At 72.7% G+C, this 14,085-nt stretch carries 11 protein-coding genes; 4 read left to right on the plus strand and 7 right to left on the minus strand.

All coding sequences use genetic code 11. The features are described 5' to 3' along the window. Positions 1-178: 178 nt before the first annotated feature. The 3 genes from pulA to ACWEVO_RS12725 all read right to left on the minus strand — a co-directional run bounded on the left by pulA (position 179) and on the right by ACWEVO_RS12725 (position 7,225). Positions 179-5,677, minus strand: coding sequence for a pullulanase-type alpha-1,6-glucosidase (gene pulA / locus ACWEVO_RS12715; protein ID WP_452307685.1), 5,499 nt, complete (start codon positions 5,675-5,677; stop codon positions 179-181). Between the two features lie 162 nt (positions 5,678-5,839). Next, positions 5,840-6,523, minus strand: a complete 684-nt coding sequence (locus ACWEVO_RS12720; RefSeq protein ID WP_452307686.1) for a cellulose binding domain-containing protein — start codon at positions 6,521-6,523, stop codon at positions 5,840-5,842. 69 nt (positions 6,524-6,592) lie between these two features. Beyond that, positions 6,593-7,225 (minus strand): cellulose binding domain-containing protein, encoded by a 633-nt coding sequence (locus ACWEVO_RS12725; protein ID WP_452307687.1) that lies wholly within the window; start codon positions 7,223-7,225, stop codon positions 6,593-6,595. A 305-nt stretch (positions 7,226-7,530) separates the two neighbouring features. On the opposite strand from ACWEVO_RS12725, the gene ACWEVO_RS12730 reads away from it, so the two are divergent. Continuing rightward, on the plus strand, positions 7,531-8,130 hold the full coding sequence (locus tag ACWEVO_RS12730) for a GNAT family N-acetyltransferase (RefSeq protein WP_452307688.1): 600 nt from the start codon (positions 7,531-7,533) through the stop codon (positions 8,128-8,130). 33 nt (positions 8,131-8,163) lie between these two features. On the opposite strand, the gene ACWEVO_RS12735 is transcribed toward ACWEVO_RS12730, so the two are convergent. Further along, complete coding sequence (locus tag ACWEVO_RS12735; protein WP_452307689.1) at positions 8,164-8,817, minus strand: GOLPH3/VPS74 family protein; 654 nt, start codon at positions 8,815-8,817, stop codon at positions 8,164-8,166. Between the two features lie 197 nt (positions 8,818-9,014). On the opposite strand from ACWEVO_RS12735, the gene ACWEVO_RS12740 reads away from it, so the two are divergent. Next, on the plus strand, positions 9,015-10,526 hold the full coding sequence (locus ACWEVO_RS12740; protein WP_452307690.1) for an APC family permease: 1,512 nt from the start codon (positions 9,015-9,017) through the stop codon (positions 10,524-10,526). A gap of 115 nt (positions 10,527-10,641) precedes the next feature. Here the strand turns inward: ACWEVO_RS12740 and ACWEVO_RS12745 are convergent, their stop codons facing one another. After that, positions 10,642-11,031: a hypothetical protein gene (locus ACWEVO_RS12745; protein ID WP_452307691.1), complete on the minus strand. Its 390-nt coding sequence runs from the start codon at positions 11,029-11,031 to the stop codon at positions 10,642-10,644. A 40-nt stretch (positions 11,032-11,071) separates the two neighbouring features. Then, on the minus strand, positions 11,072-11,731 hold the full coding sequence (locus tag ACWEVO_RS12750; protein WP_452307692.1) for a hypothetical protein: 660 nt from the start codon (positions 11,729-11,731) through the stop codon (positions 11,072-11,074). Here ACWEVO_RS12750 and ACWEVO_RS12755 point away from each other — a divergent pair. After that, positions 11,730-11,933 (plus strand): hypothetical protein, encoded by a 204-nt coding sequence (locus ACWEVO_RS12755; RefSeq protein WP_452307693.1) that lies wholly within the window; start codon positions 11,730-11,732, stop codon positions 11,931-11,933. The two genes, ACWEVO_RS12750 and ACWEVO_RS12755, sit on opposite strands and share 2 nt — an antisense overlap. Positions 11,934-11,946: 13 nt before the next feature. On the opposite strand, the gene ACWEVO_RS12760 is transcribed toward ACWEVO_RS12755, so the two are convergent. Further along, on the minus strand, positions 11,947-12,315 hold the full coding sequence (locus tag ACWEVO_RS12760; protein WP_452307694.1) for an ArsC/Spx/MgsR family protein: 369 nt from the start codon (positions 12,313-12,315) through the stop codon (positions 11,947-11,949). Between the two features lie 81 nt (positions 12,316-12,396). Between ACWEVO_RS12760 and ACWEVO_RS12765 the strand changes: the two genes are divergently transcribed. Next, entirely contained in the window at positions 12,397-13,122 is a 726-nt protein-coding gene (locus ACWEVO_RS12765; protein WP_452307695.1) for an alpha/beta hydrolase, read from the plus strand. Positions 13,123-14,085 lie beyond the last annotated feature (963 nt).

Raw genomic sequence — 14,085 nt, forward strand, 5'->3', positions numbered from 1 at the left:
ACCACAAGGGCAAGGTCCGCCTCGACGACGAGTCGACCGTGACCAACAACGACCCGACCAACTGCGCCGGCACCGTCAAGGACTGCTTCAACTGACCGACGGTCAGCGTACGGCGCCACGCAGGCGTCCGGCCCCCTGCCACCGAGGTGGCAGGGGGCCGGACCGTGAATGGGGGCGGTCAGCTCTGCACGAAGACCGCCACGCTCCGGGCCGGCACCGTGAACGTGCCGGCCGCCCGGTCGAACGAGGCCGTACGCAGCGCCGGGTCGGCGGAGTTCCGCAGCACCGGGTGCAGCTCGACGTGCGCCCCGCGCAGGCCGGCCACCGTCTGCTTCGCCGCCTCCGGAGTGGCGTTGAAGACCACGGTCACCGACTTCCAGGTCCCGGCCAGGCCGCGGGCGTCCAGGGTCATGGTGATCACCCCGGGGGTCTCCTGCTCCCCGGAGAGCGGGAAGGCCACCCGCTGCTGCACCTGGTCCGCGGTGGTCAGCCCGAACACCGGCGAGGACCGCCGGATCCGCAGCAGCTCCGCGTAGCGGGCGTCGGCCAGGTCGACCGCCGCGCAGTCCGGCACCAGCTTCGGGTCCGCCAGCAGCGGCTTGGCGTACGCCCACTTGCTCTCGTTGTCCGCCGCCGGCGGGAGACCGGCACCGAAGCCGTTGCCCTGGGCGCAGTCCCAGCGGATCTGGTTGAACCAGTCACCGGAGTTGAACGAGTTGCGGTCCAGCGACTTGGACCGCAGCCGCTCCGAGCCGGCGGCGACGAATCCGGTGCCCTGCCCGAGCGCGGTGGTCGACAGCGCGAGCACCTGCATCCGCGCCCGGTCCTGCGCCGACGTGCCCTGCGGCAACTTGTACGCCAGCGCGTCGTACAGGATCTCGTTGTCGTGCGCGTCGACGTAGGTGACCGCCTCGCCCGGCGCGGCGGTGTAGCCGGCCGGCGCGCCGTTGTAGTCGACCTGGGCGCCGCTGACGGGCTTGCCCGCGGAGTCGGTGAACCGGTAGCCGCGCAGGTTGCCGGTCAGACCCACCTTGATCAGATCCTGCTGGTGCAGCAGCCGGGCCTTCTGCTCGGCCGCCGAGCCGTTGACGGTGTCCCCGTTCGGGTCGGTGTAGAGCCCCGACGCGAAGCCCTGCAGGCGCGGGTTGTCGTCGAACGGGCCGCCGCCGCGTACCGCGTCGCGCAGCCGGTCGTTGAAGGTGCCGATCCCGGTGCCGGCCATGTTGGCCTGGGTGGCCTGCACGAAGCGGGCGTCGTTGGCGACCTCGCCGAAGTTCCAGCCCTCGCCGTAGAGCAGGATCTTCCGGCCGTCCACCCCGTCGCGGGCGACGGTGAGCTGGTCCAGCGCGGCGCGCACGGCCAGGATGTTCGCCTTCGGGTGGTGCCCCATCAGGTCGAACCGGAAGCCGTCCACCTTGTACTGCTTGGCCCAGGTGACCAGCGAGTCCACCACGAGCTTGCCCATCATGGCGTGCTCGGGGGCGGTGTTGGCGCAGCAGGTCGAGTTGGCGACGCTGCCGTCCTCCAGCAGCCGCTGGTAGTAGCCCGGCACCACCTGGTCGAGCACCGACTTCGGGTCGACGCCGGCGGCCGAGGTGTGGTTGTAGACCACGTCCATGACCACCCGCAGGCCGGCCTGGTTGATCCCGGCGACCATCTGCCGGAACTCGGTGGTCCGCCGTGCCCCGGCCGGGTCGACCGCGTAGCCACCCTCCGGCACCGTGTAGTGCAGCGGGTCGTAGCCCCAGTTGTAGCCGTCCTTGTCCGCCACCGCCGCGACGCACTTCTGCTGCTGGTCGGAGTCGGGCGGCAGCGCGGCCAGGTCGCAGGCCGGCTGGGCCTGGTCGGCCCGCTTCTCGGGGATGGTGGCGAAGTCGAACGCCGGGAGCAGGTGCAGGTAGTTGACCCCGGCGTCACCGAGCGCCTTCAGGTGCTTCATGCCAGCGGTGCCGGGGTCGGTGAAGGCGAGGTACGTGCCACGCCGCTCGGCCGGCACGGTGCTGTCGGCGATGGAGAAGTCGCGGACCGACAGCTCCTGGATCTGCGCCTTCGACGAGGGCACCGCCGCCGGCTTGCGCAGGTTCGCCCAGCCGGCCGGCGCGAGGGCCGGGTCGTTCAGGTCGACGATCTGGCTGTGCGTCGAGTCGGGCGTGAGCGCCACCGAGTACGGGTCGGTCACCGAGGCGGTGACCATCTTCTGCGCCGCCGGCTGCCAGGCCTCGACCCGGTAGCGGTAGTACTTGCCCTGCCAGGACCTGGTGCCGCGCACCGACCACACGCCGGTGCGGTCGTTGCGGCTCATCGACACCGTCTTCGGCTCGGCCGTCGGCGAGTCGAAGAGCTGGAGCGACACCGTGCGGGCGGTCGGCGCCCAGACCGCCAGGGTTGGCACCCCGCCGGCGAACGTCGGGCCCAGCCGGGCCGAGGTGGCGGCCTGGTAGACGTCGTCGAGCACGCCCGGGATCTGCACGCCGGTCGCGCCGAGCAGGTGCCCCTCGGCGTCCCGCTCGGTCACCACGAGCTGGCCGCGCAGCGCCGCCGGCACCTTGGCCAGGTCGGCCGGGTCCAGGCTGAATGCCTGGTAGGCCCAGAGCTGCGGGTACGCCTGCCGCTGCGCCTCGGTGAGCCCGTTGCGCTGCGCCCGCAGCGGCAGCGTCGTGTACGTCCCGGCCAGCTCCCCGTCGGCGATGCTCAGCCCGCCGGTCGGGGCGGCGACCAGGTCGTACCGCTTGCCGTCGGTCGGGCCGGTCTGCCAGGCGACGGTGGACCGGTCGATCCACTGCGCCTTCTGCTTGGTGATGTCGAGGTCCTTCGCGACGCCGGACGTGGTCGCGGGCAGCAGCCGGCCCTTGACGCCGGCCAGCAGCCAGATCTCGTGTCCGACCGTGGTGAGGTCGAGGCGCTGGTCGTCCGGCTGGTCCTTGGTGTCGCCGTTGTGCACGATGTAGCTCAGCCCGGTGGCGCCGGCCGCCAGGGGCACCCGGAACACCGCGCCGTACGAGTCGATCTTCTCCGGCTTGAGCGGGTCGCCCCAGTCGGTGGGGTTGGCCGCGCCGTCCCAGAGGTGCAGGCCCCAGCCGGCGTAGTCGCCGTCCGCCTTGCGCCAGTGGATGACCGCGGTGCTCTGGTCCACCGGCGGGTCGGGCTCCCCGGTGGCCGCCTGCCGGGTCGGGTAGAGGGTCGGGTCGCCCTGCTTGACCCAGACCTCGCCGGTCTGCGTCACGTCGATGGTGCGGTCGTTCGCGACGTCCTTGGTCCCGCCCTTGTCGACCACGAGGAAGCCGACGGACTTGGCGCCGGGCTTGAGCTTGACCCAGGCGAACCGCCCGAAGGAGTCCTCCCCGGCGAACGGCTGCCCGTTGGGCCAGTCGGTCTGGTACGCCGGGTCGATGTCGCCCCAGGTGTAGAGCCCCCAGTCGGCGTACCCGCCGGCCGGTCGCTGGTAGTGCACGATGGCCCAGTCCCGCGAGGCGCTCTGCGCCGGGGTGCCGACGGTGCCCGTGGACCGGGCCTCGGCGATGCGGCCCTTGCCGTCCCGGACGACGGCCTTGTACTCCACCTTCGTCCCGCCCGCCAGGCCGGTGAGGTCGTGGTAGACGGTGTACGGGGCCCGGTGCGCGCTGCCCAGCAGGGTCCACTTGCCGCCGGGGACCCGGGCGGCGAAGGTGACGGTGGCGAGGGGGTCACCGGTGACCTGCGCGGTGACGGCGGCCTTGGTGGGGACCGGGGCGTCGCCGGGTTCGGTGATGGTGACCGTCGGGGCGGCACCGGCCTGCGGGATCGCCCGGTCGGCCTTGAGGACCACGGCCGACATGGCCGGCACCCTGACGCTCAGCTTGCCGTCGGCGCCGGCGACCGCGCCGGCCGCGCCGCCGTAGATGCCGGAGAAGGTCGCGCCGGCCGACCAGGTGTCCACGGGGACAGTCTGCGCGGTGGCGGCGTTGTTCACCGCGACGACGTACTCGGTGCGCTGCTGCGGCAGGATCCGGGAGAAGGCGAAGACGCCGGGACCGTCGGCCGCGTACCGGGTGACCTGGATGCCGTCCCGCAGCGCCGGGTGGGCCTGCCGGAGCCGGCCCAGCTCGGCGATGGTGCGGTAGAGCGGGTGGTCGGGGTCGTACTGGTCGCTGGCGTGGGTGCGGGTGGTGCCGATCAGGTCGTCGTCCAGGTAGTCCGCCGTCTTCGAGGCGAACATGTCCTGCCGGGCGTCCTTGTCGCCGCCGGGGCCGGTGAAGCCCTGCTCGTCGCCGGAGTAGACGACGGGCTGGCCGCGGGTGAGGAACATCAGCTGGTGGGCGAGCTGGTCCCGGCGCAGCTGGCTGGCGTCGTCGCCGCCGGCCGCCGCGATGAACGAGCCGATCCGGCCCATGTCGTGGTTGCCGAGGAAGGTGGTCAGCCGGTTGGCGTCGGTGTCGCGGGCCGAGTACAGGTCGTCCTTGGCGTACAGGTCGGCAAGCGCCTTGGCCGAGCCGTCGGCGGCGGTGTAGCCGCGGGCGGCCTCCTGGAAGGAGAAGTCGAGGGTGGCCGGCAGCCCGCCCCGCCGCACGTACGTCGACTCGATCTCCTGGTCGGCGCTGTAGACCTCGCCGAACATGAAGAAGTCCGGCTTGCCGGCCTTGGCGGCGGCGGCCTTGACGCCCCGCGCGAACTGCGGCCAGAACTCCAGGTTGGAGTGCTTGACGGTGTCCAGCCGGAAGCCGTCCACCCCGGCCCGGCCGATCCACTGCCCGTAGATGTCGGTCATGCCGCGGACCACCTCGGGCCGTTCGGTCCAGAGGTCGTCGAGGCCGTAGAAGTCGCCGTACTCGCTGTTCTCGCCGGCGAAGGTCGAGTCCCCGCGGTTGTGGTACATGGTCGGGTCGTTCAGCCACGCCGGGACCTTCACCTTCGCGTCGGCGGCGTTGGCGAAGACCGGGGTGTACGGGAAGGACTTCTCGTTGACCTGCGGGAAGTCGCGGGTGCCGTCGGCGTAGTTGCGGTCCTCGAAGGCCCGTCCCTGCGCGTCCCGATACGGCGCGGTCTTCTTGTCGACGTAGCCGTACTTGTTCTCGGCGTACCGGATGACGTCCGCGGTGTGGTTGACGATGATGTCCAGATAGACCTTGATGCCCCGGCGGTGGGCGAGGTCGACCAGCTTCTTCAGCTCCTCGTTGGTGCCGAAGTGCGGGTCGACCTGGGTGAAGTCGGTGATCCAGTACCCGTGGTAGCCGGCGGAGACGTCCGCGCCGGCGCCCTGCACGGGCCGGTTCTTGAAGACCGGGGCGAGCCAGATGGCCGTGGTGCCGAGGTCCTGGATGTAGTCCAGCTTGTCGATGACGCCCTTGAGGTCGCCGCCGTGGTAGAAGCCCTTGTCCGTCGGGTCCAGGCCGGTGGTGAGCCGGTCGCCGGTCAGGCCGCCGGTGTCGTTGCGCTTGTCGCCGTTGGCGAAGCGGTCCGGCAGCACGAAGTAGAACTGCTCGGCCCGGGCGTCGGTGCTGCCGGCCTTCAGCAGCGTCTCGGCGGACGGCTCCTGGCCCCACTGCGGGGCGCCCGCGGCCGCGAGCACGTCGGGGGTGGCGGAGCGGTCGGCGGCGTCGGCGCCCAGTTGGTGGAGGGCCACCGGCACGCCGACGAGGGTGAGCACGAGCGAGGAGACCAGGGCGAGCAGCGCCTTGGCAGATATCGGCGGGGGTTTCATCGACGGCCTTTCTCTGGTCGCTGATTCGCCCGCACGCTAGCCCTTGCCGAAACATTCTGCAATACCTTGCAAACCGAGTCGCAACAAAGCAGCTGTCTTGCGAAACACGACAACGGCCGACCGCCGCCCGCAGCGGTCGCTCAGCGTGACGGCCGGCCCGGTTCAGAGGCCGGAGCAGGCCGATCCGTCGACCGTGCAACTGGCCGGCCGGGTGGTGCTGCTGTCCTCGAAGTGGAACCTCAGCACCGCCGAACCTCCCGGCGGCACGTCCACCCCACTGCGGTACGTGAAGACGCCGTCGGCGAAGTCGCCACTGCCCTGCTCGGCGCTCTCCACCCAGGACGTGACCAGGCGTCCCCGCGGAAAGGTGAGCCGCACCGTCCAGCCCCGGGCCGAGGTGGCCGAGTTGACCAGCCGCACCTCACCGATGAAGCCGCCGTCGAAGGTGCTCACCACGGCGAACCGGCCGCTCACCGGCGACGCCGGGGACGGCGGGGACGGCGGCGCCGGGGACGGGGCGGGCAGCGGCCGGCCCCCGCCACCCGCGGTGCCCGACGGGGTGAACGTCGAGCGGCCGGGCGGCACGGTGGACCGGGGCGACAGCCCGGGTGGCGCCGGGGCGGCCGAGGCCGGTGCGACGGCCGGCGTGGTGCCGGCCGGGAGTCCCGGCAACGACATCGTCGGGGCCGGCGGCGGGACGTCGGCGTACATCCGGCGGCCACGCACCGCGCCCAGCGCGATGACCAGCAGCACCACCATCACGATCACGCCGATCGAGACCACGATCCAGGGCGACGAGGCGATGACGGCGCCGGGCGACCGGCGGGCCCGACGCGTGCCGGACATGTCCCTCCCCTGTCCTCGTCGGGCGAGCGTAGCGACCGGCCGTGGCGCCGGAAAGTCTCCGGCCCGCACTCAGCCGATGACGCAGTTCGCCCCGTTGACCGTGCACTGGCCCGGTCGGTCTCCCGTCCCGGTACGGGTGAACCGCATCGACACCACGGCGGAATCGCCGGAGGACAGCGGCCCGGTGCCGCGCAGCACGAACACCCCGCCGCCCTGGGTGCTGACCGACACCCCGGTGGCGGAGGACGCCTGGACGCCCTTCACGTTGCCGGTGAAATACAGCTGCACCTCCCAGCTCTGGGCGCGGTCGGAGCCGTTGGTCACGGTCAGCCGGGCCTGGAACGAGTCCCGCTCGCTCGCGGTCGTCTGGTAGCGGGCGGTGACCGTGCCGCTGCGCGGCGACGCGGGGACGACGAGCGTGGACCCCGCGGGCGCCGCGGAGGTGGCCTTCGGCGACCGGGTGGGGCTGGGCGAGCCGGCGCTCGGCGAGGCCGCGTCGTCGACCGGGACCAGCGGAGCGTCACTCGGCGACGCGGGCGGGCTCGTCTCCACCCCGAGGGTCGGCAGGTAGATCGGCGGGTCGAGGGCCGTCGGCACCGAGGCGCTCTCCTTCTGGCGCGCGGAGAACAGCGCGAAGACCAGCAGGCCGGCGAGCAGACCGACGCCGAGCAGCACCACGATCCACGGCACCGAGGTCAGCATTCGCGGTCCCGATGGCGTCCCGGACGACCCCGTCTGCCCGACACTCATCACGTCCCCCCTCGCCGAACCCCCGACGCGCCAGCGTAGCCAGGGTCAGCGGAGGTTCGCAGCGCGGACGGCGCGTTCCGCCCGTCCGGTTGACGGGACGCGCGGAACGGATGACGCCGGCCGGCCCCGTCGGCCGGGCGCGGCTGCGCGTCCGGGAGCCGCTCCCGTTCCGGACTTCCCGTGGCTCGACGAACTGATAACGTGCACGCCGATCGATGACCACAGTGGCTCGTCGGAGCCGGCGGATGAGGTGGCCAGTGGCTGATTGGCAGGCAACGGTTCGGCGGGCGTCGGACGACGACAGCGGGGTGGTGAGCCGGATCCTCGCCGAGGCGTTCATGCGCGACCCGGTGAGCAGCTGGATCTTCCCCGAGTACGCGCACCGGGAGCAGGTCCACCCGGCGTTCTTCGCCCCGTTCGTCGCGCTGGCCCTCCGGACCGGCGAGGTCTACCTGGCCGGCGATGGTGCGGGAGCGACGTTGTGGCTGCCGGTCGACGGCGGGCCGGAGGCGGACGACGGGGGCGAGTTCGACAGCCTGGAGGCCTCCATCGGGGCCGAGGCGAGCAAGCGGTTCGGCATCCTCGACGAGCTGATGACGGCGAACCACCCGGGCGAGCCGCACTGGTACCTGCCGTTCATCGCGGTGCGCCCCGAGCACCACGGTACCGGCGTCGGCACGGCGCTGCTGCAACACAAGCTGGCCGGGCTCGACCGGGACGGCTCACCCGCGTACCTCGAGGCCAGCTCGCCGCGGAACGCCGCCCTGTACGAACGGCTCGGCTTCCGCCGCCGGGCGGCGACGCTCGATCTGCCGGATGGGCCCAGCCTCTATCCGATGTGGCGGGACGCCGCCTGAGCGCGCGGCCGCGGCCCCGTCACCGGCGGGGCCTCACCGGCGTACCGCGGTGGTGGTGGCGTCGAGCGCGGCCACGACCGCGGCGAGCAGCGTGTCCAGCGGCGGCGGCAGGAGCGCGCGGGATTCCCGCATCCGAGCCGTGACCGGGGCGTCGAAGACCGCTCCGCCCAGCCCCACCGCCTCCACGAAGGTGGCCAGCAGCAGCGTCGCAGCGTCCACCCGGGATTGGTGGAGCTGCATCATCATCGCGGTCAACCGGACCCGGGCCGAGGCGGCCTGGTTCGGGTCCGTCGCCGGCCACCGGACCGATCGGCCGAGCAACCGGCCCTGTTCACGGCGCAGGACGCCGGCGGTGACCAGCCGGGTGCCGACCCGCTCGTTGATGTTGACGTGCTCGCGTAGGTAGCGGATCCACAGCCGGATCGGGTGCACCCCTTCGCGGCGCATGATCTCGGTGATCAGGAGATCGGTCAGCGGCTCCTGCCACAGGCGGTTGTCCACGGCGGCGACCCCGCCGCCCTCCAGGACGATCCGCCGCTCGAAGAGCAGTTCGGCGAGCGCCGCGCCGGCCAGGGCGCAGTCCAGTCGGTCCACGGCGGCGTGCGGCTTGCCGGTGAACTCGTCGTGGCCGATCAGGAACAGCGCATCGGCGAGCCGGTGCGTGGATTGTGCGCCGTGGTAGGTCATGGTCCATCCTCAGGCGACGGCCGTGATCGTCGACACGGGACGGTACGGCATGACCACCCTCAGCTCAATTCGCGCTCGCTCCGGGTGGTCCGCGAATGATAGCCGAAGTGGTCTTGTGACAATCCGTGATCACCAATACCCTGCATCAGGTTGCTCCTCTTAGGACGCTCCCATCCCTCCTCGCGCCTGGAGAAGTCTTGACCTCCGATCCCTTTTTCGCCGACGGCGGCCTGCGTCGTGGTCGCCTCGGCACTGCCCATCTCGTCTTCTTCACCGTCGCGGCGTCCGCGCCGCTGACCGTCCTCGGTGGCGGGGTCACCACGATGTACGCCGTCAGCGGCAACATCGGCGCGGCGCTGGGCTACGTGCTCATCGCCGTGGTGCTCGCCGTCTTCGCCACCGGATACGCCGCGATGAGCCGCTACGTCGCCAACGCCGGCGCCTTTTACGCGTACATCGCGAACGGCCTCGGCCGGGCCGGCGGGGTGGCCGGCTCGGCGGTGGCCCTGGCCGCGTACAACGCCATCCAGATCGGCCTGTACGGGCTGATCGGCGCCATCCTGAAGGACTTCCTGTCCGCCAAGGCCGGGATCGACCTCGCCTGGTGGGTCTGGGCGCTGGTCGCCTGGGCACTGGTCGGGCTGCTCGGCGTCCTGCGGATCGACCTCAACGCCACCGTCCTGGCGATCCTGCTCGTGCTCGAGTGCATCGTCGTCGTGATCTTCGACGTCGTGTCCCTCGCCCACCCCGCCGGCGGCACCGTCACCGCCGACGGCATCAGCCCGGGCAAGCTCTTCGGCGTCGGGTTCGGGGCGGTCCTCGCCTTCACGATCGCCTCGTTCACCGGCTTCGAGAGCGGCGCGATCTACAGCGAGGAGGTCAAGGACCCGCGGCGCACCGTGGCCCGCGCCACCTACATCGCCGTCGCCTTCACCGGTCTGTTCTACGCGTTCTCCGCGTGGGCGCTGACCGTGCTGACCGGCCCGGGCAACGCCCAGCAGGCGACCACGGAGGCCGGACCCGGGGTGGTCTTCGGAGCGCTCGACCAGTACGCCGGCACCATCGTCTCCGACATCGCCAACGTCCTGTTCATCACCTCCGTGCTCGCCGCGCTGCTGTCCTTCCACAACGGGGTGGCCCGCTACCTCTTCGCGCTGGGCCGGGAGCGGGTGCTGCCCGGGTTCCTCGGCGCCACCTCGAACCGGAGCGGGGCCCCGGTCGCGGGCTCACTGGTGCAGAGCGCCCTGGCGGTGGTCGTCTTCCTGGCGTTCGCGGTGGCCGGGCGGGACCCGGTCATCGACCTGTTCACCTGGCTGTCCGGGTCGGCCGCCGTCGGCGTCGTGCTGCTGATGACCCTGACCTCCGCCGCCGTCGTCGGGTTCTTCCGGAACCGGCCCGGACCGGAGAGCCTCTGGCAGCGGAGCGTCGCCCCGGCCCTGGGCACCGTCCTGCTCGGCGCGGTGCTGCTGGTGCTGCTGGTCAACTTCGACGCCCTGCTCGCACCGGACACCGCCACCTACCTGAAGTGGCTCCTGCCGGCGATTCCGGTCGCGGCCGGAATCCTGGGCCTGGCCTGGGGTGCCGTGCTGCGGTCGTCCCGGCCGGAGACCTACGCGCGCATCGGTCGGGTCGCCGAGCAGGGGCTCCACGAGCCGGGCCTGCACCCGTCGCCGGAGCCCGACATTCGGGTGGCCGCCGGCCGGCAGTGACTCCACCACCGCGACCGGCACGTCACGGCAGCCCGCCCGCCGACCGGTGGGCGGGCTGCCGCCCGTTCGGCCGGACCGGGCCGCGGCCCTGTCACCCCGCCACGGCGGGCCAGATTCAGGCGGTCCGGATGACGGTGCAGATGGCCGGGCCCTCGGCGGTGGCCCGCAGCAGGTAGCGGTAGGACTCTCCCGGCACCGCCGCGCCCTGGCTGTCCAGGAACTCCCACCGCACGGCGACCTCGGTGAGCAGCGCGGAGAGCCGCTGCACGTCCTCGATCTGCGCGTTCGCCGCGACCAGCTCCCGCTCCTGGTAGTCGGGGGCCGCCCCGACGAAGCTGAGCGCCACCGCGGCCGGAGAGGTGAACGAGAAGCTGTAGGTGTCGGCGACCACCAGCCCGGGCAGGGCGTAACAGGCGGCGATCGCGGGCACGTCGCCGGTGGTGAGGGCGACGCCGTACCGGTCGAAGAAGTCGGTGAGCGCGTCGAGATCCGTGGAAGCCGTCACACCGCTCTCCTTTGCCGTACGGGCGGACCGGCAAACCTGCTCAGCGCGGTGGGATGCGCACCTCGATCTCGGCACCGAGCTGCGCGCCACCGCTCAGGTCGAGGTCGTCGCCGCTCCAGAACCGGCCTGGGTCGTACCAGTTCGGTCGGCGGCCGGCGGGCAGCAGCCCCATCGCCTCGTAGGTCACCGCCACCACCTCGGCACAGTACGCGGTCTCCAGCGCCCGGTCGCGCACCGGCACGCCACCACCGTCCGAGGTGGACCGCGGTCGCCGCAGATCGGGCACGCGACCTCGGGCCCAGCGCCAGGCGAGCTGGGCGGTGGACGGGAACGGGGTGCCGTCGAGGCGCGCCACGGTACGCAGCACCGCCTCCTCCATCGCCGGGTCGGCCGGCGGTTCCAGCTGGCGCAACCAGGCCCGCTGGCCGTACCGGTTGGCCCAGACGCAGACCGCGTCCCGCAGGTCGTGCAGCTGGACGCCCCGCTGGTGGCTGCCGGTCCACATGTCCGGCAGCGAACGGCCCAGCTCCGCGTGCCACATCAACGGCGGCATGTCGTCCAGCACCAGCGCCATGCCGACGTGGTTGACCGGACTGTTCGTGGTGAACTGGATGGCCCGGTCGGGCACGCTGCGCCCCCGGAACACCCACACGTCGCCGGTGCGGGTCAGCTCCACGGCCTCGTCCAGGCTGATGCTCATGAAGGACTACCCTAAGCCGATGCGGCAACGGATGCGGTGGTGGAAGGTGCTCGGGCTGGCCGGCCTCGCCGGCGTCGCGGCGACCGGCGTGGTCGTGGCCCGGGCGGAGCGGCGCCGCCGGGCGTACACCCCGGAAGAGATCCGGGACCGGTTGCGCGAGCGGCACGCGCGGGCCACCGCCGCCGGCGACGACCGCTCCTGATCCGGCCGCCGCCTTACCCGTCGGTGCGGCGCACGGCTTCGTCCAGAGCCTCCGGGGTACGCCCCACCAGCGCGCCGCCGTCGTTCAGCAGCAGGATAGGCCGCTGGATGAGTTCCGGGTGCGCGACCATGGCGGCGATCCAGCGGGGTTCGCTGTCGTCGTCCCGCGACCAGTCGGCGACCCCGAGGGCGGTGGCGGCCGGCTCGCCGGTACGGCAGATGTCCCAGGCCCGCGCGCCGAGCCGGCGCAGCACCTCGGTCACCTCTTCCGCGCTCGGCGGCTCGGTCAGGTACGCCCGCAGCCGGTACGGCACCCGCGCCTCGTCCAGGGTGCTGCGGGCGGCGGCGCACTTCGAGCAGGCCGGGTTGTCCCAGATCTCCATGCCGGACATGGTGGCAGACCGTCCGCACGGTCCAGTTCGGACGGGGCTGCGGTCATCTCCCCCGGCACCTAAACTGCTGACATGGGAAACAGTTTCTGGGAGACGCGGTTTGTTCTGTCGCCGCCCACTGGACCGGTGGAGCGGCACGACCAGGTCGACCTCTACCCGCCTACGGAGCCGGGCCGGCGCCCCGCCGTCGTGCTCGCGCACGGCCTCCCGCTGCCGCCCGGCGCGCCCGACCCCCGGGACTGGCTGCTCTACCAGGGCTACGGCGCGCTCCTCGCCGAGCAGGGCGTGGTCGCGGCGACGGCCCGGCTGACGGTCGACTCCCCGGAGGGCCTGCCGGCGCCGGCCGCACAGCTGGCGAAGGCCGTCGACCTGGTCCGCGCGGACCCCCGAGTGGATCCGGAACGGGTGGTCCTCTGGTTCTTCTCCGGCAGCGGCCTGCTGCTCGGCGACTGGCTGCGCGAGCCGGCGCCGTGGCTGCGCGGCCTAGCGGCGACGTACCCGCTGCTCGCCCCGCTGCCCGGCTGGGACGTCGACCCACGCTTCCGCCCCGTCGAGGCGCTCGCCCACGCCGAGCACGCGCCGCCGCTCGTGCTCACCCGCGCCGGCCGGGACCGGCCGGAGGTCGCGGCCGGCACTGAGGCGTTCACCGCCGAAGCCGCGCGCCGGGGTACCCCGGTGCACCTGATCGACGTACCGGACGGGAGGCACGGCTTCGACGCCCTGGACCACACCGACCAGTCCCGCGCCGCCGTACGCGCCGCCCGCGACGCGGTGGTCGCGCTCCTCACCACGCCCTGAACCCGCCGTCCGCGGTCGGCGGGTCCCCGTTCCCGCGTTTCCCGCACTTTCGCTGAAAGTGGTGCCTCCCCGCCCCTGGAGGCACCACTTTCAGGGAAGTTGCGTCGGCCCCGGGGTGCAGCAGCCCGGTCGAGATGGACCGAGCGCGTGGTGTGCCGGGGAATGTCCGGATGTCCGCGGCGGTCGCCGAGCGGGGGTCCCCGGTCGGGTCGGGCTGGGCCGGGCGGGAGGTGGTCGCCCCGGATGCCGCATCTGGTGCTGTCCCAGGTCCAGGAGGCCCCGGCCTGCGGCAGGTTGAGTCGATCACCGCCCCGCTCCGCGCTCGATGCGAGGAATGCCCGGCGGCTACCCCCTGCACGACGGCGAGGCCTGCGCCGCCACGGTGCATCCCGGGTGAGGGCGGGTGCGGTGGGGAGGCAGCCGGTGCCGGTGGTCGGCTCCGGGTGCCCCGACGCGGGACATCGGCGTTCGAGGCGGGGCCCGATCGCGGCAACGGAGCCGATCATCCTCCCCGACCTCGCCCGCCGCCTGCGACGGATGTCCGTTTCGCCGGGATCCGGGCGTGGCCGTTCGGGGTCGGATGGGCGTTTTGCGGGCGGGTGTGGCGTGGTCGGGGCCACCCGGGCGGCGGAATGATGCCGGGGCCGTGGTCGTTGAACATGGCAGACCGCGCGGCACCCCGCCCCCCGGAGCGCCGCCGGTCGGAATCATCGGCCACCGGCCGTCGTTACATCCCCGGACCGTGAACACCTGGTCCCCCGAGCCGGTCAGGTCGAGGGAATGACTCCCCGCCGCCGGTGGTTACATCCCCGGGCCGCCCGAGCAGGTCACCCCCCGATCGCCGGGCCCGCCCCTCCCAAGACTTTCCCCCGCGGCACCGCACCCCCTTTTTGCGGCCGCCGCGAAACCCCCGAATGGAAGGCGTGACTCATCATGGCTACCACTCTGCTGCGTAAGACCGTT

Source organism: Micromonospora sp. NPDC003776, from assembly GCF_053605645.1.

What these genes read in the sequence shown, in the direction of transcription:
- ACWEVO_RS12765 (WP_452307695.1), top strand. Translation starts at nt 12,397, where the DNA reads ATGGGAAACAGTTTCTGGGAGACGCGGTTTGTTCTGTCGCCGCCCACT.
- ACWEVO_RS12750 (WP_452307692.1), bottom strand. Translation starts at nt 11,731, where the DNA reads ATGAGCATCAGCCTGGACGAGGCCGTGGAGCTGACCCGCACCGGCGAC.
- ACWEVO_RS12720 (WP_452307686.1), bottom strand. Translation starts at nt 6,523, where the DNA reads ATGTCCGGCACGCGTCGGGCCCGCCGGTCGCCCGGCGCCGTCATCGCC.
- ACWEVO_RS12760 (WP_452307694.1), bottom strand. Translation starts at nt 12,315, where the DNA reads ATGGAGATCTGGGACAACCCGGCCTGCTCGAAGTGCGCCGCCGCCCGC.
- ACWEVO_RS12725 (WP_452307687.1), bottom strand. Translation starts at nt 7,225, where the DNA reads ATGCTGACCTCGGTGCCGTGGATCGTGGTGCTGCTCGGCGTCGGTCTG.
- ACWEVO_RS12755 (WP_452307693.1), top strand. Translation starts at nt 11,730, where the DNA reads ATGAAGGACTACCCTAAGCCGATGCGGCAACGGATGCGGTGGTGGAAG.
- pulA (WP_452307685.1), bottom strand. Translation starts at nt 5,677, where the DNA reads ATGAAACCCCCGCCGATATCTGCCAAGGCGCTGCTCGCCCTGGTCTCC.
- ACWEVO_RS12735 (WP_452307689.1), bottom strand. Translation starts at nt 8,817, where the DNA reads ATGACCTACCACGGCGCACAATCCACGCACCGGCTCGCCGATGCGCTG.